Annotated in this window: 15 protein-coding genes; 4 read left to right on the forward strand and 11 right to left on the reverse strand. The window is 54.4% G+C overall.

Translation table 11 applies throughout. The features are described 5' to 3' along the window. Nucleotides 1–37: 37 nt before the first annotated feature. Together SR894_RS12985 and SR894_RS12990 are read right to left on the reverse strand one after the other, a co-directional pair. On the reverse strand, nucleotides 38–1,219 hold the full coding sequence (locus tag SR894_RS12985; RefSeq protein WP_133732800.1) for an ABC transporter ATP-binding protein: 1,182 nt from the start codon (nucleotides 1,217–1,219) through the stop codon (nucleotides 38–40). 101 nt (nucleotides 1,220–1,320) lie between these two features. Then, a complete protein-coding gene (locus SR894_RS12990; protein ID WP_133732801.1) occupies nucleotides 1,321–2,424 on the reverse strand; it encodes a polyamine ABC transporter substrate-binding protein in 1,104 nt (367 codons plus the stop codon). Nucleotides 2,425–2,811: 387 nt separating this feature from the next. Here SR894_RS12990 and ahpC point away from each other — a divergent pair, with 387 nt between their 5' ends. Beyond that, nucleotides 2,812–3,375 carry an alkyl hydroperoxide reductase subunit C gene (gene ahpC / locus SR894_RS12995; RefSeq protein WP_064233589.1) on the forward strand — a complete coding sequence of 188 codons (564 nt, stop codon included), beginning with the start codon at nucleotides 2,812–2,814 and terminating at the stop codon, nucleotides 3,373–3,375. A gap of 173 nt (nucleotides 3,376–3,548) precedes the next feature. Continuing rightward, entirely contained in the window at nucleotides 3,549–5,105 is a 1,557-nt protein-coding gene (ahpF, locus tag SR894_RS13000) for an alkyl hydroperoxide reductase subunit F (protein WP_133732802.1), read from the forward strand. A 255-nt stretch (nucleotides 5,106–5,360) separates the two neighbouring features. Here the strand turns inward: ahpF and phaC are convergent, their stop codons facing one another. The 5 genes from phaC to prmB all read right to left on the reverse strand — a co-directional run bounded on the left by phaC (nucleotide 5,361) and on the right by prmB (nucleotide 10,829). Then, nucleotides 5,361–7,280, reverse strand: coding sequence for a class I poly(R)-hydroxyalkanoic acid synthase (gene phaC, locus SR894_RS13005; protein ID WP_133732803.1), 1,920 nt, complete (start codon nucleotides 7,278–7,280; stop codon nucleotides 5,361–5,363). Between the two features lie 118 nt (nucleotides 7,281–7,398). Next, the gene (locus tag SR894_RS13010; RefSeq protein WP_007113285.1) at nucleotides 7,399–7,809 is read right to left on the reverse strand and encodes a phasin family protein; all 411 of its coding nucleotides are present in this window, start codon (nucleotides 7,807–7,809) and stop codon (nucleotides 7,399–7,401) included. 355 nt (nucleotides 7,810–8,164) lie between these two features. Next, nucleotides 8,165–8,674, reverse strand: coding sequence for a hypothetical protein (locus SR894_RS13015; protein ID WP_133732804.1), 510 nt, complete (start codon nucleotides 8,672–8,674; stop codon nucleotides 8,165–8,167). Nucleotides 8,675–8,764: 90 nt separating this feature from the next. Then, nucleotides 8,765–9,856, reverse strand: coding sequence for a chorismate synthase (gene aroC / locus SR894_RS13020; protein ID WP_133732805.1), 1,092 nt, complete (start codon nucleotides 9,854–9,856; stop codon nucleotides 8,765–8,767). Between the two features lie 13 nt (nucleotides 9,857–9,869). Continuing rightward, complete coding sequence (gene prmB, locus SR894_RS13025; RefSeq protein WP_133732806.1) at nucleotides 9,870–10,829, reverse strand: 50S ribosomal protein L3 N(5)-glutamine methyltransferase; 960 nt, start codon at nucleotides 10,827–10,829, stop codon at nucleotides 9,870–9,872. A gap of 175 nt (nucleotides 10,830–11,004) precedes the next feature. Between prmB and SR894_RS13030 the strand changes: the two genes are divergently transcribed. Continuing rightward, on the forward strand, nucleotides 11,005–11,574 hold the full coding sequence (locus SR894_RS13030; protein ID WP_133732807.1) for a Smr/MutS family protein: 570 nt from the start codon (nucleotides 11,005–11,007) through the stop codon (nucleotides 11,572–11,574). A gap of 4 nt (nucleotides 11,575–11,578) precedes the next feature. Here the strand turns inward: SR894_RS13030 and SR894_RS13035 are convergent, their stop codons facing one another. From SR894_RS13035 to SR894_RS13050, 4 genes are all read right to left on the reverse strand, one after another. After that, complete coding sequence (locus SR894_RS13035) at nucleotides 11,579–12,610, reverse strand: patatin-like phospholipase family protein (protein WP_133732808.1); 1,032 nt, start codon at nucleotides 12,608–12,610, stop codon at nucleotides 11,579–11,581. Between the two features lie 14 nt (nucleotides 12,611–12,624). Beyond that, on the reverse strand, nucleotides 12,625–13,527 hold the full coding sequence (locus SR894_RS13040) for an alpha/beta fold hydrolase (RefSeq protein ID WP_133732809.1): 903 nt from the start codon (nucleotides 13,525–13,527) through the stop codon (nucleotides 12,625–12,627). Between the two features lie 290 nt (nucleotides 13,528–13,817). Further along, nucleotides 13,818–16,409, reverse strand: coding sequence for an ABC transporter permease (locus SR894_RS13045; RefSeq protein WP_133732810.1), 2,592 nt, complete (start codon nucleotides 16,407–16,409; stop codon nucleotides 13,818–13,820). Then, nucleotides 16,406–17,269, reverse strand: coding sequence for an ABC transporter ATP-binding protein (locus SR894_RS13050; RefSeq protein ID WP_244286579.1), 864 nt, complete (start codon nucleotides 17,267–17,269; stop codon nucleotides 16,406–16,408). Before SR894_RS13050 ends, SR894_RS13045 begins: the two co-directional genes overlap by 4 nt. Between SR894_RS13050 and SR894_RS13055 the strand changes: the two genes are divergently transcribed. Next, nucleotides 17,268–17,936, forward strand: a complete 669-nt coding sequence (locus tag SR894_RS13055; RefSeq protein WP_133732811.1) for an arylesterase — start codon at nucleotides 17,268–17,270, stop codon at nucleotides 17,934–17,936. The genes SR894_RS13050 and SR894_RS13055 overlap by 2 nt on opposite strands. Nucleotides 17,937–17,995 lie beyond the last annotated feature (59 nt).

Here is a 17,995-nt window from a genome sequence, read left to right on the forward strand (position 1 = left end):
TCACTATCGCAATTCAAAGCGTTAGCAGCTCAAGACGCTAGCGGTTCAAAACAATCGTACTGTGATCTTCCCAGTAGACATACACACTGTCTTCCCAGGTGGGTCGATCACCGCGACGCTCGGTATTGGCCATACTGACTTTAATGATTTGGCCCGATTGGGTGCGCACGTAGTAGAGCGAGAAACCGCCTAAATAAGCAATATCATCCACCTTGCCAGCCGCCCAGTTGTACTCCGTAGTGGGCTTTTCACGAGTGAGCCAAATCTTCTCAGGGCGCAGTGCGACCCAAACCCGCCGATTCGACGCTTGTGTGGTAATACCGTGGTCAATATAGATGGGCCGCTCGAGCGCGGGAGCGGCGATACGGCAGTGGTCGGCAGCGTCTTCGATAATTTCGCCTTCAAAAAGATTCACCGTGCCGACGAATTCCGCCACCATGCGGCTCACAGGGCTTTCATAAATATCGATCGGCGAACCTATTTGCTCGATCCAGCCATCGGCCATGATCGCCACACGGTCGGCCATGGTCATCGCCTCTTCCTGGTCGTGGGTGACCATAATGCAGGTCACCCCCACCTGCTCGATGATCTCAACCACTTCAAGCTGCATTTCAGTGCGCAGCTTTTTATCCAATGCGCCCATGGGCTCGTCTAACAGTAACAGCTTAGGCCGCTTGGCCAGCGAACGGGCCAATGCTACTCGCTGGCGCTGGCCGCCAGAGAGCTGATGCGGCTTGCGCTTGGCAAAGCGCTCCATATGCACCAGTTTCAACATTTGCGCGACGCGAGCGTCGATATCCGCTTTGGGGAGCTTATCCTGCTTTAAGCCAAAGGCAATATTCTGCGCCACCGTCATATGCGGAAATAGCGCATAGGACTGGAACATCATATTGATAGGCCGCTTGTGCGGAGGCATAGCGGTGATATTTTCACCGTCTAATAAAATACGGCCTTCGGAGGGCGTCTCAAAGCCCGCCAACATCCTCAGCAGGGTTGATTTACCTGACCCGGAACCACCCAATAGCGCGAAAATTTCCCCGCGCTTAACCTGCAAATTGACATCATCCACCGCCAGCGCATCATCAAACCGTTTGCTTAAACGTTTCACTTCCAGCACCACATCTTCAGCAAACCGCGGGGTTTTGCCCTGGGGTCGTGACGAAGAAGGAGTGATTGGCGAAGCAGATGAAGGCTCGTTCGACAGGGGCGTAGTGACCATTCGCCACTCCCATCAAAAGGCCCGGCAATCCGGGCATTAAAAAAGATGAGCAGCGAGCCATAGAGAATTAACCCCAGACTCGCCGTCGGATAAATGTCGGTTTAACGACCAGACTTTACGCGGTTCCAAATGCGCGTACGTGCACGCAGCACATCTTGAGGCTTTTCAGCCTGCACGTATAGGTTTTGCATGACCTCGGTTTCCGGGTAAATAGCCGGATCATTGATAATTTCATCAGAGAGGTACTCATCGGCTGCCGCGTTAGGATTGGCATAACGCACGTACTCGGTAATTTCAGCGGCGATTTCCGGGTCGAGGATAAAGTTGATAAAGGCGTGAGCGTTTTCAGTATTCGGCGCATCGGCGGGCACTGCCATCATATCGAACCAGAGGGCAGCGCCTTCTTTAGGAATGCTATAAGCGATGGAGAAATCACGCCCAGCTTCTTCGGCACGATCAGCGGCCTGGAATACATCACCGGAATAGCCAGCGGCTACGCAGATATCACCATTCGCCAGATCGGACACATAGCGAGAAGAGTGAAAATAGGTCATGTCGTCGCGAACGTCGGCAATCAGTTCGCCAGCCGCTTCAATATCGTCCAGATTTTCACTCAGGGGGTCTAAACCCAGGTAAGCCATGGCGGGCGAAAGCATTTCATCGGCAGAGTCCAGCATCGACAAGCCGCAGCCCGCTTCGCTCAATGCGGCGGTTATTTCAGGATCAAACAGTAGTGCCCAGCTATCTACCGGCGCATCATCACCCAAAATTTCTTTTACCCGGTCAACGTTATAGCCGATCCCATTAGTGCCCCACATATAAGGAACCGAGTATTCGCTACCGGCGTCGATGGTTTCCAGGTTGGCCATCAGTTTGGGGTTAAGGTTATCTAAATTGGGCAGCAGCTCATGGTTAAGCGGCTGAAAAACACCGGCTTTCACTTGGCGGGTGAAATAGTAGGTAGAAGGTACTACTACATCGTAGCCGGAACGCCCGGCGAGCAGTGCAGCATCCAAAATTTCATTGCTGTCATAAACGTCATAAGTCACTTCAATGCCGGTGCGCTCGGTAAATTTTTCCAGCGTTTCCGGGGCAATGTAGTCTGACCAGTTAAATACCCGCACCTCTTCGGCTTGGGCAGCGCTAGCCGCTGCGACGAATGAGATAGCCGCAACGGCCGCGGAAAGTTTGTGGATGTTCCCCATTATCACTGCTCCTGTTGTCTCAACTAGTCATTAAACAATTCAGCATTCACTAAACAATTCAGCCAAATGTTTTGCCAAGGGTCTTCATACCAAGTGCGCCCTGCTGCTGCCGGCAACAGCCCTCAGCGGCTAACAATAGCGTAGGCCATAATACTGAACGTGCGAATTTTGCGGTGCAGTGACGCCTACCGCAAGCCAATGTGAAAAATTCTTGTATTTTGCCCTACCGACCCCATTAAGTAGCTAGCAAAATAGGTTTTTGTAGTACGCCAATAGGGCAATGCTATTGGCTGGATGGCTTTTTTTAATTTTAGACATTAGTCGCTAGCCGTTAGCATTAGCACTACTTTATGAACCCTTCACTCATGACAACTGGAGATTATCTGAATGTCCTTGATCAACACTGAAGTAAAACCGTTTAAAGCCACTGCTTACCTGAATGGCGAATTCGTCGATGTGACTGAAGCGGATCTGCAAGGCCAGTGGTCTATTTTCTTCTTCTACCCGGCCGATTTTACCTTTGTTTGCCCCACTGAGCTGGGCGATTTGGCCGATCACTATGCCGAGTTCAAAAAGCTGGGCGTTGAGATCTACAGCGTTTCAACCGATACCCACTTCACTCACAAAGCATGGCACGACAGCTCAGAGACCATCGGCAAGCTGCAGTACCCAATGATCGCCGATCCGACGCTACGGATTTCACGTAACTTCGAAGTCTTGATTGAAGACGCGGGTCTTGCTGAGCGCGGCACATTCGTTGTCGACCCAGACGGTAAAATCCAAATTGTAGAAATCAACGCTGGCAATATCGGCCGTAACGCCGAAGAGCTACTGCGTAAAGTGAAAGCCGCTCAATACGTTCGTGCCAACCCGAACGAAGTATGCCCGGCCAAATGGAAAGAAGGCGAAGAAACGCTCGCACCTTCACTGGATCTTGTAGGCAAAATCTAAACCGCCTACGGCTTTCACGCGCTTGCTCTTATTTGCGTGGCGCAAGAGCGTGCAGGTTCAACGCCCGGGTTTCGCCCGGGCGTTCTGTTTTAAAACAGTTTTAAATTATTAATGATTAGCGCCGTCACACGCGTGTATTTAATACGTCTGTTACTTGCGAGGAAGCTACTGTCATGCTGGACGCCAATTTAAAATCCCAGTTAAAAGCGTATCTGGAAAAAGTGACTCAGCCGTTCGAGATCGTTGCCTCCCTCGATGACGGTGCCAAGTCACAAGAACTTCTCGGCCTGCTTGAGGAAATCAGCAGCCTGAGCGATAAGATTACCCTACACAGCGATGGTCAGGACGCCCGCACGCCATCGTTTGCGATTAACCGCCCGGGTGAAGAGACTGGCGTGGTGTTTGCCGGCATCCCCATGGGCCACGAGTTCACCTCGCTGGTGTTGGCACTGCTGCAAGTCGGCGGCCATCCACCTAAAACGTCTGCTGAGCTACTCGACCAGATCAAAGCTCTCGATGGCGAGATGCTTTTCGAAACTTACTACTCGCTCTCGTGCCAGAACTGCCCTGACGTGGTTCAAGCGCTTAACCTCATGGCTATCTTCAACCCGAACGTTCGTCACGTCGCTATCGACGGTGCACTGTTTCAGGACGAAGTTGAGTCGCGGGAAATCATGTCGGTGCCAAGCATCTATTTGAACGGTAAGCCGTTCGACCAAGGCCGCATGACCCTTGAGCAGATTTTGGCCAAGGTTGACACTGGTGCCGCCGAACGCGATGCCAAAAAGCTCAACGAGAAAGCCGCTTTCGATACGCTCGTCATTGGTGGTGGCCCGGCAGGCGCGGCGGCCGCCATTTACTCAGCACGTAAAGGTATTAACACCGGCATTGCCGCTGAGCGTTTCGGTGGTCAGGTGGCTGACACCATGGGAATTGAAAACTTTATCTCCGTCTCCCATACCGAAGGGCCTAAGCTGGTTAGCGCGCTTGAAGAGCACGTAAAAGATTACGAAGTCGATGTCATGAACCTGCAGCTTGCCACGGCGTTCAAAGCAGCCGAGGCTGAAGGCGGACTGCACGAAGTCACCTTTGAGTCGGGTGCAACGCTTAAGAGCAAAACCCTGGTACTGGCGACGGGCGCCCGCTGGCGCGAAATGAATGTGCCCGGCGAACAGCAGTACCGCAATAAAGGGGTGGCCTACTGCCCTCACTGTGACGGCCCGCTGTTCAAAGGTAAACGGGTAGCGGTGATCGGCGGCGGTAACTCTGGCGTTGAAGCGGCGATTGATCTGGCGGGTATTGTCGGCCATGTAACGCTCGTAGAGTTTATGGGTGAGATGCGCGCCGATGCAGTGCTGCAGAAAAAGCTCAAGAGCCTGCCTAATGTCGATATTATTCTCAACGCACAAACCACTGAAGTAACGGGCGATGGCAGCCGCGTTAACGGTTTGAACTATAAAGACCGCACGTCTGATGAGAGCAAATCCATCGCGCTGGAAGGTATTTTTGTTCAGATTGGCCTGGTACCTAACACCGAGTGGTTGAAAGGTTCTCCGATTGAAATGACGCCCCGCGGTGAGATCATCGTCGATGCTCACGGTATGACGTCCGTGCCCGGCGTCTTCGCCGCAGGCGATGTAACTACCGTGCCCTACAAGCAGATCATCATTGCCATGGGCGAAGGCGCCAAGGCATCGCTGGGTGCTTTCGACTACTTGATTCGTAATTAAAGGCTATTATTAAAAACCACACTAAAACTAAAGCCCACTGTTACAACAGTGGGCTTTTGGATGGCAGGTAGCTTTCTCCCAACCTGATTGAAGCACCAGTGGGAGGCAGCTTTAGCTCGCGACCACTCAAGCTCCCAGCCTGATGAAACTAAGGGGTGCCTTTGGCACCCCTCGCGCGCTAATAAGTAGCGCCCTCCTACAATAGAATTTCGGCAGAAGACTTTAGCGTGCGAACCTTAGGCTATTCCCTGCCCCTTAAGACGAAGATGGAATCTCTCCCAACACCTCAGGAATTGTCGTCTTCACATAGCGGCCAGGCGCAGGCTCAATGATGTTAAGTTCACCCTCCCCAGGTTGACGCACAGGCACCATTTTTTCGCTATCGGCATAGCCATTGTCGGTCATCCACGCTTGCCAATGGGGCCACCAGGAACCTTCCTGAGCCGTAGCACTTGCAAGCCACTCCTCATGGCTTTCGGGCAGTGTGTCGTTAGTCCAGTAACCGTATTTGTTTTTATGGGGCGGATTGACAATACCTGCGATATGCCCCGAGCCACCTAACACAAAAGTAACCGGCCCCTTGGGAAGTAAGGCCCCGTAGTAAGTACTGTTCCACTTGGCAATATGGTCTTCTTTGGTGGACACAAAGTAGCTGGGCGCCGAGACCTTACGCAGATCAATTTTCACCCCATCCAGCTCAATGCCACCGGGCTCAACCAAGCGGTTCTCTAAGTACATATGGCGTAAATACCAGGCATGAGTACCTGCGGTTAAATTGGTACCATCGGTATTCCAGTAGAGCAGATCAAAGGCAGCGGGCGTCTCACCCTTCAAGTAGTTATTAATGTAGAACGACCAAAACAGATCATTCTCACGCAGCAAGTTGAAGGTGTAGGCCATCGAGCGTCCATCAAGGTAGCCCTTCGCTTCAAGAGTTTGCTCAATGCCTTCAACCACCCGCTCATTGAGAAATACACCGATGTCGCCAGGATCACGGAAATCCTGCAGCGTGGCCATATAGGTCACCGACTTTACTTTTCGCCCACGGCGGGTACTGGTGAGATACGCTACCGTAGATGCCGTTAACGTGCCGCCGACACAGTAGCTGAGGAGATTAACCGACTTCTCGCCGCAGGCCTGCTCGATAGCTTCTATCGCGCTAATCGGCCCCATCTGCATATAGTCGGCCCAGGTAATGTCGCGCTGCTCCGGGCCAGGATTACGCCAGGAGATCAGGAACACCGTATGGCCCTGATCCACTAGCCACTTAACCATGGAATTATCTTCACGCAGATCGAGAATGTAGTACTTATTGATCCACGGCGGCACCATTAGCAATGGCGTTTTAAAGGTCTTTTCCGTCGTTGGCGTGTATTGGATCAACTGAATCAGTTCGTTTTCATACACTACTGAACCGGGCGTTACCGCTATGTTTTCGCCCACGCCAAAGGCGGCGCGGTCTGTCATGCGGACATTAATGCCTTCACCAGAGTTACCTAAATCTTCACGTAGGCGGGCCAGACCATCCACTAGGTTTTGACCACGGGTTTCAACAGTGCGCCGCATGACCTCTGGATTGGTGGTTATAAAGTTAGTGGGCGCCATCGCGTTAACCAACTGGCGCGCATAAAACATCAAGTTACGCTTCTGGGTTTCATCCAATCCACTTAAGCTCTCAACCAGCTCTTCCACCATCTGCGAGAACAGTAAGTACTGCTGCATAATGGCCATGTAGTGCGGATCCTGAGTCCAGGCTTCATCTTTGAAACGACGGTCACTTTTGGCCGGGGTAATCAGCGGCGTCATTTGTTCGCCAGCCATGCCACGTAGAGCTTGCTGCCATAATAGCCACTGGTCTTGAAGCAGACGGTTCTGGGTTTCCCACAGCAGCGTCGGGTTTTGCATCAATGACTGCGCACCCGCTTCAAAGCTTTCACGCATATCACTATAAATTGAGTCGGCGGCTTCGCTCGGCGCAATACGGGAAAGCAGATCCTGCATCAATCCTTGGTACTGTTCGCTAATCTCTTTAAGCTGATTATTCCAGGTTTCAATTTCCGCTGGGGATAACCCTTCAGGTAGCCCTTGAGAAAGTCCTTGAGAAAGCCCTTCAGACAGGCTGTCAGAAAGCCCTTGTGATATTGCCTGGAACGGATTGTGCCACGCTGACTGCATACTTATTCTCCCTACGCCTATCTTCGGGCGCACCGACCGCTTTGGCTACGTAAGCATATATAAATTAAAGCTTATAAATGCATCGCGGCGCCCTTGGGCGCCGCGATGAGTTCACTAATCAGCTTTTGCGCGATGACTGACTAGAGGCTTTGGCAGGTTGCTCGCTTTTGGTAGCAGCCTTGGCTTGCTCGGACATTTGCTGACCGGCTTCGCTGAACATTTTTTCCATTTCAGACTTAAACTGCAGGCTCATTTCGCTCATGACGCGCGCGTCTTCCTGCATTTGCTGAGACAGCTCGTTCATCATTTCAGCTTGCTTGGTGCCGAAATCACGCAGGCTTTCTGCGTCTTGAATTTCAGTGGCGCTACGAATGCGCTCTGTACCCATCTGGCTGTAACGCTTCATAGCTTCCAGCTGATACTGGGTCATTTTTTCCATGTTGTTGAGCATCAGCGAATTAATTTTACGCATTGGCTCAAACATTTGCTTAGTTTGGGCGTTGAAGGCGTCCATCATATTGTCTTGCATAGTGTCTGCTCCTGTTTAGTTCCTTGGCATGAGCCTTGGAGTGACTCATCGTGATGTAGCTTGTCTTGCCTTACCTTGATTTGCTGCACTGCAAAAAGAGTAGTCCCTGGCATGCTGCATTGCAACAGCGACACTGTTTTAAGTAGCCGTATTCAGTAATACTGACTTCAGTGACGCTGCACAAACCTACGTTGCGACGACCTCATGCTGCGAAACCCCATGTTGCAACAGCCTACTATTACAAAAACGTCTCCACGTTGCCTTTCTCATATCGCCGTTAGCGACCATCCCCTCTTTACCAAACGCTTTCAATCCACTTTTCGCCATCTATTTTTGCCAGACTAGCGTTACTGATTTATGAATCACTGCGCTTGGATGTTGAACGTGTGCTTGAACCGGTACGAGAACGCGACGATGCTGTTGACTTAGCCTTGCCACCACTACCGGCACTTTTATTAGCACTACTATTATTAGTACTGTTCGCCCTGGAACTCGCCGCACTGCTTTTAGTGCTGGTGTTACCGCCCTGCTCAGCCCCGCTGGCGTTAGTCGAGGACGCACTAGTGGAATTAGTGCTGGCGCTACCCGCTTGGCGCAACATATCCAGCATCATTTGCTGATAAGTGCCGAAGTTGGCTAGCCCTTGAGACAGTCCTTCAGACAAGCCCTGCGATAGCCCTTGCTGCATCATCGGCTGCTGGAGAAAGGGCCGCATAAGACTCATGGGGTCATAGCCCTCTACCCCAGACTCCATCTGCCGTTGGATATTTTCCAGCAGGTTTTTCTGGAAGGCTTCGACATCCGGCAGGCCCAGTGATTGGCGAAATTCATCCGGAGTAAGATCAAACTCAACGTTAATCTTCATAGGCGGCTCCTGCACTGTTTGTCACGACCAGTTGTCATGCATTTGTTTTGTTTGAGTGTAGCAGCGAACTGCAAACCTCACCGTATTGCGTTAGCGCTGAGTTAAACGCGGCGTATCAACGCTTACCTCACCATTTTGTCCGCGATGACGCAGCCAGTGATCCAACAGCGTAATCGCCATCATCGCCTCAGCAATGGGCGTTGCACGAATACCCACGCAGGGGTCGTGACGCCCTTTGGTAATCACTTCGACGGCCTGTCCATGGATATCGATGGAGCGACCCGGCGTGGTGATGCTGGACGTCGGTTTTAATGCCAAGCGAGCCACAATGGGCTGGCCGCTGGAGATACCACCGAGTACGCCACCGGCATGATTGGAGAGAAAGCCTTCTGGGGTCATCTCGTCACGGTGCTCACTACCGCGCTGGGCGACACAGCCAAACCCTGCACCTATCTCCACACCTTTTACCGCATTAATACTCATCAAACCATGCGCCAGATCAGCATCCAGGCGGTCAAACACCGGTTCGCCCAGACCTACAGGCACGCCTTCGGCAATCACGGTGATCTCAGCACCTACTGAATCCTGGTCGCGACGCAGCTGATCCATGTAGGCTTCCAGTTCGGCTACGCGCTCCGGGTCAGGGCAGAAAAAGGCATTTTGGCCCACCGACTCCCACTGCTTGAAATCAATTTTGATCGGGCCTAGCTGGCTCATATAGCCGCGGATCTGTACGCCTTGGGCGGCCAAATACTTCTTGGCAATCGCCCCAGCCGCCACTCGCATGGCGGTTTCACGGGCGCTGGAGCGCCCGCCGCCACGGTAGTCGCGGTGACCATATTTATGGTGATAGGTGTAATCCGCATGGGCGGGCCGAAACTGCTCTTTGATTTTTGAGTAGTCGTTGGAGCGCTGGTCGGTATTTTCGATTAACAGGCCAATAGAGGTACCGGTAGTCTTGCCTTCAAACACCCCAGACAGGATGCGCACCTGATCAGGCTCTTTGCGTTGGGTGGTATGCCGCGAACTGCCCGGTCTGCGGCGATCTAGATCGTGCTGTAAATCTGCTTCGCTTAACGGTAGCCCAGGCGGGCAGCCATCAACAATCGCGCCGAGCGCAGGACCGTGGCTCTCACCGAAAGTAGTGACGGTAAATAGTTTGCCAAACGTATTGCCAGACATGGCGGTTAGTTCCTCACTGGAAAGACGCCGCATGGGCGTCGAGTTCAGCGGCGCTCAAGGCAAACACGCCCTGGCCGCCACGCTCGAATTCAAGCCATAGGAAAGGCACGTCGGGAAACGCCGCTTCCACATGGCGATCAGAGTTGCCGACTTCTACGATCAGCCAGCCCTCATCGGTTAGGTGTTCCCGCGCTTCACGCAGTATGCGTCGGACAATATCCAAACCATCGCTGCCCGCCCCCAGAGCCAAGGAGGGCTCATGGCGGAACTCAGCAGGCATGGTAGCCAGGTCGCGGGCATCCACATAGGGCGGGTTGGAAACGATAAGATCAAAACGTCGGCCTTCCAAGCCGCTGAATACATCCGATTCCACCGCTCGTACCCGGTCGCCCACATCGTGGCGGGTAATATTTTGTCGTGCCACGGCCAGGGCATCCTGGCTGATATCGGCAAGCACCACTTCGCAGGTGGGCAAATAGAGCGCTGTAGCAATGCCGATACAACCGGAACCGGTGCATAGATCCAGCATGCTAGCGGGCGGCTCTTCGGGGAACCAGGCGGCAAAGCCATCTTCAATCAGCTCGGCAATCGGCGAGCGCGGAATCAGCACGCGCTCATCAACGCTAAACGGGTGACCGGCAAAAAAACTTTCGCCGAGCAGGTAAGGCAGCGGACGGCGGGTGGTAACACGCTCCCGCGCCAGAGCAATAATCCGCTGGCGTTCCACGGGCAGAAGCCGCGCTTCTAACACACTGGGGTCAATATTCCACGGCAGATGCAGCGCGCCTAAGCAGAGCGCCACCGCCTCATCCCAGGCAGAGTCAGTACCATGGCCGTAGTGCAGGCCCGCCAGATAAAACTCGCTGGAGACCCAGCGCAGATAGTCGCGTAGCGTAAAGAGCTGGCTCACCAGCAACGACTCCGACAGGGAAAGGGTTGAGTGAGAATGCTCAACGTTTAAATGCGTGGTCACAGCAGCTCCTGGTTAACGATAATCATGGCGGCAGGCAATAGAACCTGAACCATATGACGAATAAAAGATTGTACCTTTCACGCCGCCCGGTTCACAGCAACGCTCAGCCCGCTATACTGTGCTTCTTTAACTGATTCACCTGTGCTAGCCCATTTTTCTGCCACCCGAGCCTGACATGACGCGACACCGCCACCTGCCAAATGATGACGATATCAGTGCCTTCCGCGACGCCTTGAAGGCGGCGGGGGTACGCCCTATCGCCACCAATCAGGCCGACCCTGGCAAACCCAAGCGCGACGTTCAGGCCCATGAAGCGCGGCGTAACGCGGCGGTCGAGAGCAGCGCTCCTCAGTCCAGCGGACGCACTTCGGACGGGCGGGTGGAAGCCGTGCGCCCCTCGGAGTACCTCGAGTTCAGCGTGCCCGACTTGCCATGGCGTACGTTTAGTCAGCTGAAGCGCGGCCAAACCTCATGGCAGGCGGGGCTTGATTTGCATGGCTATACGCTGGAGGAGGCCCGGGTGGAACTGGAGAGTTTTCTACGCGACTCGGCTGGCCAGGGCCTGCGCTGTGTGCTGGTGGTGCACGGCAAAGCGTGGGGCACCACCTCGGATTTTCCAGTGCTCAAAAGCCATACCAACACCTGGCTGCGGGAGTGGCCGGGGGTGCTGGCGTTCTGCTCGGCCATCGATATCGACGGTGGTACCGGAGCAGTCTATATATTGCTACGCAAGCGGGGCCAGTAGCCCTCTACTCGGTTGCGTCGGAAGCGATACCAGGCATGCGGCGTTCCAGCGCTTCATCTGCCAAATGGCGGCCAAGGCGAATCAAGTCTCGGCCCCGGTAAAATTCATAAGTGCTACACACAGTTTTGGGTATTTCGATCAGTACATCAGGTGGATAACCCGCCACCTTATACTTGGCCAACGCCGCCTGTGTAATATCGAATGACTCCAAAATCATATCGAGCTTGCTCCACTCGCGCTTACCACGCGCTTCAGTGGTTTCCTCTAGCTCTTCGTCATCGCCCTCCCCGTTTGCGCCATCGCCATTAGCCCCCAGCCCTGCCCACAGTTTTTGCGTTGCGGCACGAACATCGCCTATCCAACTACCCATACGTTGATCACGGTCGATCTCACTTTGGGTGCGACTATCGGCTGTTTCCTCCTCTTTAGGCAGTAACTCCTCTAAGGTCACCGGCAAAGGGCTATGGGCAGTCACATTAACCGCTACCACAAAGTCGGCTTGGTGGGCGGCTACCATGGGCATAATCGGCAGCGGATTTAGTAACCCGCCATCTACTAGCACCTGCTCGCCTAGATGAACCGGGGTTATAACACCCGGTACGGCCATTGAGGCACGAATCGCCTGCAGCAAGGGGCCACTTTGAAACCACACTTCCCGCTGACGTACTAGGTCTGTCGCTACCGTAGTGACAGGGATCGCTAGATCTTCAATCAGGATATCGCCGACCAGCGCTTCCAGTTTGCTCATGACTTTGCTGGCACGCATCGCGCCCATTGGACTCCAGGTGACGTCCACCAGTTTGAGCACATCAAGATAGTCGAGTTGGCACACCCAGTCACGGTATTCAGGCAGCTTACCCGCGGCATAAATACCGCCAATCACTGCGCCCATTGAACACCCTGATACCGCCACAATTTCAAACCCTCGCGCCTCTAGCGCTTCAATCACGCCAATGTGCGCATAGCCACGAGCGCCACCGCTGCCTAGCACCAGTGCGACCTTGTTGCCACTATTCAAATGAGCCAATTCATTCATGCTATGTTTCCTGCCTAGCCAGTACCCGTGTTACCCCAGTGAGCGCCGATAACCGAGGCGACTTGCGACACTGCCCTGGGCTCCAAGTGTAAGTGGTGGCCTCCCTTGAGCACCTCTCGAGTTAACCCCTTAACTGCGTGACGCGCCTCTTGGGCCCATTGGCGGTCACCCAAAATCCCCTGTTCTCCTTCTATCAATAGCAGCGGAGCGTTAATTTCCGCCAGTAGCGATAGCACTTGCTGCGGAGTAAAACGCACCAGGGACGGCTTCAGTAGTCGACTGTCGGTGCGCATTTGTACATGACCATCGGCAGTAGGCTGGGTGTTACGCTCGACTAGCGGTGTTGCCGTGATGCTATCCAGCGGCGTGACCCCGCCTGCAACACGCGCAGCAACGGCACTCTCGATATCGGGATAACGCGGCGCTCGTGACAGCGGCCGTCGGTAGGCAGTCAGCCCCTTACGCAGCTGGCTGGCGGTCTCTTCAATGGGCGTATTGAGGGCTCCAAGTCCATCAATCAGCGTTAATCGCTCGACGCGTTCAGGTAGTGAAGCCGCAAGCAAGCAGGCCACTGCCGCGCCCATGGAATGGGCCAGTAAGCTGGTTTGCTCAAGTCCCAATGACTCCATGGCATCCAATACGTCATGGCAATAGTCCCATAGGGCATAGTCACCGCCCTGTGGCGCGTGTGCCGAATGGCCGTGGCCGCGAAAATCCAACGCCACAATACGAATGTCCAACGCCTCGACCAACAGCGGGGCTAACCGAGTAAAGCTGGCTGCATTATCCAGCCAGCCGTGTAAAGCCAACCAGGTTGGGGCGTCAGCACGCCCCCAGCTCAGCGCCCCTAGGCGTCCTTGAGCAAGGGAAAGCGGCTTTGGCGCAACAGAGAGCGCTGCCGGGGTGATTTGGGGCATAAAGTAACAGTCCTGAATAAACAGCTAATAATCCTAAACAAACGGCCGCGTCACAGGATCAGCAAGATGACGGCGCAGGCGACAAACGTTACCATGCTAGGCATATTTTACTTCAACCTTGTACTTAACATCGTACTTAACATAGTCCTTAACACTGCATTGGTGCCGTTATGAAACCACGTCGTGATACCCGCGCCCGTAATCTGGTCTTTTTTGTTGCTGTCATCAGCGCCACCGTCGTCGGCTTTTGGCTGGCCCGCTGATTCATGAGTCGTCAAAGCCTCACCGAATTAAGCTTCACCCAGTAGCCCCAGGCTGGCTGCCGGCGCTTGGCGACGCAAGCCTCGGGAAAGCGCATGACCAATAACACCGATCAACAGCGCCCCGCCAACGGGGAGTAAAAGCCAGAGCCCCAGGTGCAAACGAGGTGTGAGGTTCAACAGGTAAATATACAGCACGGCCGAGGTTAGCTCAGCAAGCACCGCCCCCATCAAACCACTGGCAAAGCCCAACAACGCGTATTCAGCCCCCTGCACCCTTGAAATCATCCGGCTGCCTGCGCCAAATACGCGCAGCAAGCCACTTTCATGGGCACGTACTGGGCGACTTGCGGTCAGCGCGGCATACAACACGCTAATCCCTGCCAGCAGCACCAAGGCGAGCACCAACTCCACTGCCCGGGTGACCTGGGCGAGCACATCCCGCACCTGGCCTAAAATCGCGTCCACGTTAAGCAACGAGACGCCCGGGAAGTCGGTGATTAGCTCACGAATCAGCCCCTGCTCCGCCTCAGGCAGGTGAAAAGCGGTAATGTAGCTATGGCCAAACTGCTCCAGTACGCCCGGTGGAAAGATAACGAAGAAATTAGGCTGAAAGCTATCCCAATTCAGGCTGCGCAGGCTGGTAATTTGGGTAGTGATCTCGTCGCTACCCACCGAGAAAGTCATCTCATCACCAATGCTTAGTCCAAGCCTTTCGGCAAGCCCATCCTCCATAGAAATAGGTACCGGCGCCGGCTGTGGTGTTGCCTCCACGGCGTTCATCCAGCCCTGGCTTTCCTCGCGGTTCTCACCAGCGGCGTTAATGCCCAGCTGCATTGGTGTGAACCACTCCCCAGCCACCACTTGGTTGCCTTCTGGCACTTCAGATTGCCAAGTGAGGTTGAGCTCGCGGCGCAGTGAGTTGTCGCCACGGGCATCCGGCGGCACGGCGTCTCTAGGCGGCTGATCATTAATCGCGATCACCCGCCCTCGCACCATCGGATAGAGAGTGCTTTGGGTTTCCACCCGCGGCGATACCGCCGCGTCGAAGGGGTCACGCTCGGAAGGCTGAATATTGATGGCAAAGTAGTTGGGCGTATTTTCAGGCAGCTGATCCTGCCAGGTGCTTAGCAAGTCGCCACGCACTAAGACAATCATCGCCATGGCAAAGAAAGTCACCGAGAAAGCCAGCAACTGGCCCAGGCCCGCTTGTCGCCGCCGTGCCAATTGGCGCCCACCTAAACGCAGCGCCTGTGACCACTCACTGCGCCCTGAGAACCGCTGCACCACACGCAGTAAGCCGCTCAGTAATAAGGCACTAATTATCCACAGCACGCCAAGTAGCAGCGCACCGCCGATCAATAGTCCAACCGCCAGCGGCAGGCTACCCGAGTAGAGCCAAAGCAATCCACCAAACACGATACTCGCTACGCCGACGACCAGCCAGGCCGATGGCGGCAGTGGATCAAGCTCACGACGCAGTACTTTTAGTGCGCTGACTTGCTTGATACGCAACAGTGTTGGTCCGGCGAACCCAACCAGCACGGCAAGCGCGGTGAAGACCCCCAACCCCAGTGGCATCAGCCCCGGTGGCGGAAGTGTCATCGGTAGAAAACTCACTAACAGCCAAATCAGCACCGCTTGGCCAAGAAGGCCAAGCAGCGCGCCAATGACCGCCGCGACCAGTGCCAAGCCGAGTAACTGAAGAGTAAAAATTGTCACTAACTGGCGCTGGCTGGCACCAAAACAGCGCAATAGCGCAGCGGTATCCAAATGGCGCTCGACATAGCGCCGGGTAGACATTGCCACGGCCACACCCGCCAGCAATACCGCCGCTAACCCTGCTAACCCCAGGTAGCTTTCCGCACGCTGTAACGCATTACCAAGCTGGGGACGGTCAACGCGAACATCTCGCACTTCTACCCCGTTGCGACGTAGCTCGGCAAGCAGACCTTGCACTTGATCAAGCGCTTCTGGCGGGCCTGCGGCTAGAATTTCAAACTCAATCCGCGAGCCTTCTTGAACCAGGCCGGTCGCCTCGACATCCGCCGTATTGAGCATCAAACGCGGGTTAAAATTACTAAAACCGCCGGACTGATCCGCTTCACGCTCGATGATCCCCGTTACGGCCAGCTCGGTTTGTCCCACCTGTACTCGGTCACCCAGCTCGATTTCGACCAGCTCCATGAGGCGAGGGTCAGCCCACGCCTCCCCTGGCGGCGGACCAGAGGCAATTTGCTCGGTACCATCGCCAAAATCTACGTAGGAGACACCGTAGTGTGGGTAGGCTTCATCCACGGCTTTTAAGCTGGCAGGCTGAAAGCGCCCATCGCGGCTAATCATCGACACCAAGTCCACTTGGTCGCTAAGCACAAAACCAGCGTTCTCCAAGCGCTCTCTCAGCTCCGTTGAAAAAGGATCACGCTGCTCTAGCACCAGATCACCGCCCAACATCTGCCCTGCCTGGCGCTCCAGACCGCGCTCTAACCGATCAAGAAAAAACGCAATCATGGTGGAAGCTGCAACAGCCAAAACCAGGGCAATAAATAGCGCACGAACATCAGCAGCGCGCAGATCTCGCTTGAGACTGCGCATCGCCAAACGCCAATTCACATCACTCATTGCGCGCCCTCATCAATCGAAGCGGCGGCTGGCACGATGTTTTCAAGTACGGCTTCTAGCTTGCCATGATCTAATCGCAAGCAGCGATCACAGCGCCGCGCCAAGGCGTGGTCGTGGGTAACCAGAATAAGCGTAGTGCCCGCCTCACGATTGAGCTGGAAGAGAAGATCAATGACTTGCTCACCGGTATCCGGATCCAGGTTGCCGGTGGGCTCATCGGCAAATACCAGCTCGGGGTCGGTAACAAAGGCACGGGCCACGGCAACGCGCTGCTGTTCGCCACCAGAAAGCTGTTTGGGTAAGTGATTCACTCGCTCACCAAGCCCTACACGCTCCAACCATTGAGCAGCGGTTTGCGTTTCCCCTGCGCGGGGCGACAACTCAAGGGGTAACATGACGTTTTCGAGCGCGCTCAAAGTAGGCAGCAGTTGAAAGTTCTGGAACACAAAGCCTACTCGCCCGGCACGCAACGCTGCTCGCCCATCTTCATCCAAACGGCTTAATGCGTGGCCAAACATCGTTAGCTCACCGTCGCTTGGCGTATCAAGACCCGCCAGCAAGCCTAGTAGCGTTGATTTCCCAGCGCCGCTTTTACCCAGAATCGCTACACTCTCTCCCGCTGCTACGCTCAGCGACAGGTCGTGTAAGATGGTGAGCGAGCGTTCACCGCTGGTGACTTTTTTAGACAGTTTGTCAGCGTGCAACACGGGTTGCCTAACAGCGCCCTGGGGAACATCGGCTACCGCTTGATTGTCGGTAGAAGCTTGGCGCTCACTTTGAAGTGCCTCGCTCGAAATGGATATATCCGTAGCAGCATTGGCAGCTTTATTTGAGGAGCTTGAACTTGAGGAATAAGACATGAAGCGTGGCATCCCTATGGCATGGCATGGACTGAACCGCATGGTAACCGGATGGCTGGTGCTGCTGATAGTCACCTTTGCCTCATCGTCTATCAACGCAGAGCCTGTCAACGCAGACACAAACCCGAGCCCCACCCTGCTGGTGATGGGTGATAGCTTAAGCGCCGCATACGGCATAGAGCGTGATGAGGGCTGGGTGAACCTACTGGCAGAACGCTTGGAAGGTGATGCCCAAGTCATTAACGCCAGCATTAGTGGTGAAACGACGTCCGGCGGATTACAAAGGTTTACTGACCTTATCGGACAGCGGCAGCCGGATATTGTTCTCATCGAACTAGGTGGCAATGATGGTCTACGCGGCTTATCACCTGATCAAATGCAGGCAAACCTAGCCAGTATGATTGAGCAGAGCCAAGACGCTGGAGCTCAGGTGCTGCTGCTAGGGATCGATATCCCGCCTAACTATGGCCAAGCGTACCGAGACGCCTTCACCGGAGTTTTCCATTCGCTGGCGGAGGAGTATGACGTTTCCCTAGTGCCTTTTTTATTGGAAGATATTGCCCTGAACGACGCACTAATGCAGAGCGACGGCATTCACCCTACCGCCGATGCACAGCCAATTATTCTCGATAATGTATGGGAAGCGTTAGAACCGTTACTCCCATAACATTTACCAATAGCTTCATTGGCCTGCATACTTCAAGTATCACTATTAATTTAGGCATC

The organism is Vreelandella neptunia, from assembly GCF_034479615.1.
In the GTDB taxonomy this organism is placed as follows: domain Bacteria; phylum Pseudomonadota; class Gammaproteobacteria; order Pseudomonadales; family Halomonadaceae; genus Vreelandella; species Vreelandella neptunia.

Coding starts and splice junctions, on each gene's coding strand:
- SR894_RS12985 (WP_133732800.1), bottom strand. CDS start 1,219: ATGGTCACTACGCCCCTGTCGAACGAGCCTTCATCTGCTTCGCCAATC.
- SR894_RS12990 (WP_133732801.1), bottom strand. CDS start 2,424: ATGGGGAACATCCACAAACTTTCCGCGGCCGTTGCGGCTATCTCATTC.
- ahpC (WP_064233589.1), top strand. CDS start 2,812: ATGTCCTTGATCAACACTGAAGTAAAACCGTTTAAAGCCACTGCTTAC.
- ahpF (WP_133732802.1), top strand. CDS start 3,549: ATGCTGGACGCCAATTTAAAATCCCAGTTAAAAGCGTATCTGGAAAAA.
- phaC (WP_133732803.1), bottom strand. CDS start 7,280: ATGCAGTCAGCGTGGCACAATCCGTTCCAGGCAATATCACAAGGGCTT.
- SR894_RS13010 (WP_007113285.1), bottom strand. CDS start 7,809: ATGCAAGACAATATGATGGACGCCTTCAACGCCCAAACTAAGCAAATG.
- SR894_RS13015 (WP_133732804.1), bottom strand. CDS start 8,674: ATGAAGATTAACGTTGAGTTTGATCTTACTCCGGATGAATTTCGCCAA.
- aroC (WP_133732805.1), bottom strand. CDS start 9,856: ATGTCTGGCAATACGTTTGGCAAACTATTTACCGTCACTACTTTCGGT.
- SR894_RS13030 (WP_133732807.1), top strand. CDS start 11,005: ATGACGCGACACCGCCACCTGCCAAATGATGACGATATCAGTGCCTTC.
- SR894_RS13035 (WP_133732808.1), bottom strand. CDS start 12,610: ATGAATGAATTGGCTCATTTGAATAGTGGCAACAAGGTCGCACTGGTG.
- SR894_RS13040 (WP_133732809.1), bottom strand. CDS start 13,527: ATGCCCCAAATCACCCCGGCAGCGCTCTCTGTTGCGCCAAAGCCGCTT.
- SR894_RS13045 (WP_133732810.1), bottom strand. CDS start 16,409: ATGAGTGATGTGAATTGGCGTTTGGCGATGCGCAGTCTCAAGCGAGAT.
- SR894_RS13055 (WP_133732811.1), top strand. CDS start 17,268: ATGAAGCGTGGCATCCCTATGGCATGGCATGGACTGAACCGCATGGTA.
- SR894_RS13050 (WP_244286579.1), bottom strand. CDS start 17,269: ATGTCTTATTCCTCAAGTTCAAGCTCCTCAAATAAAGCTGCCAATGCT.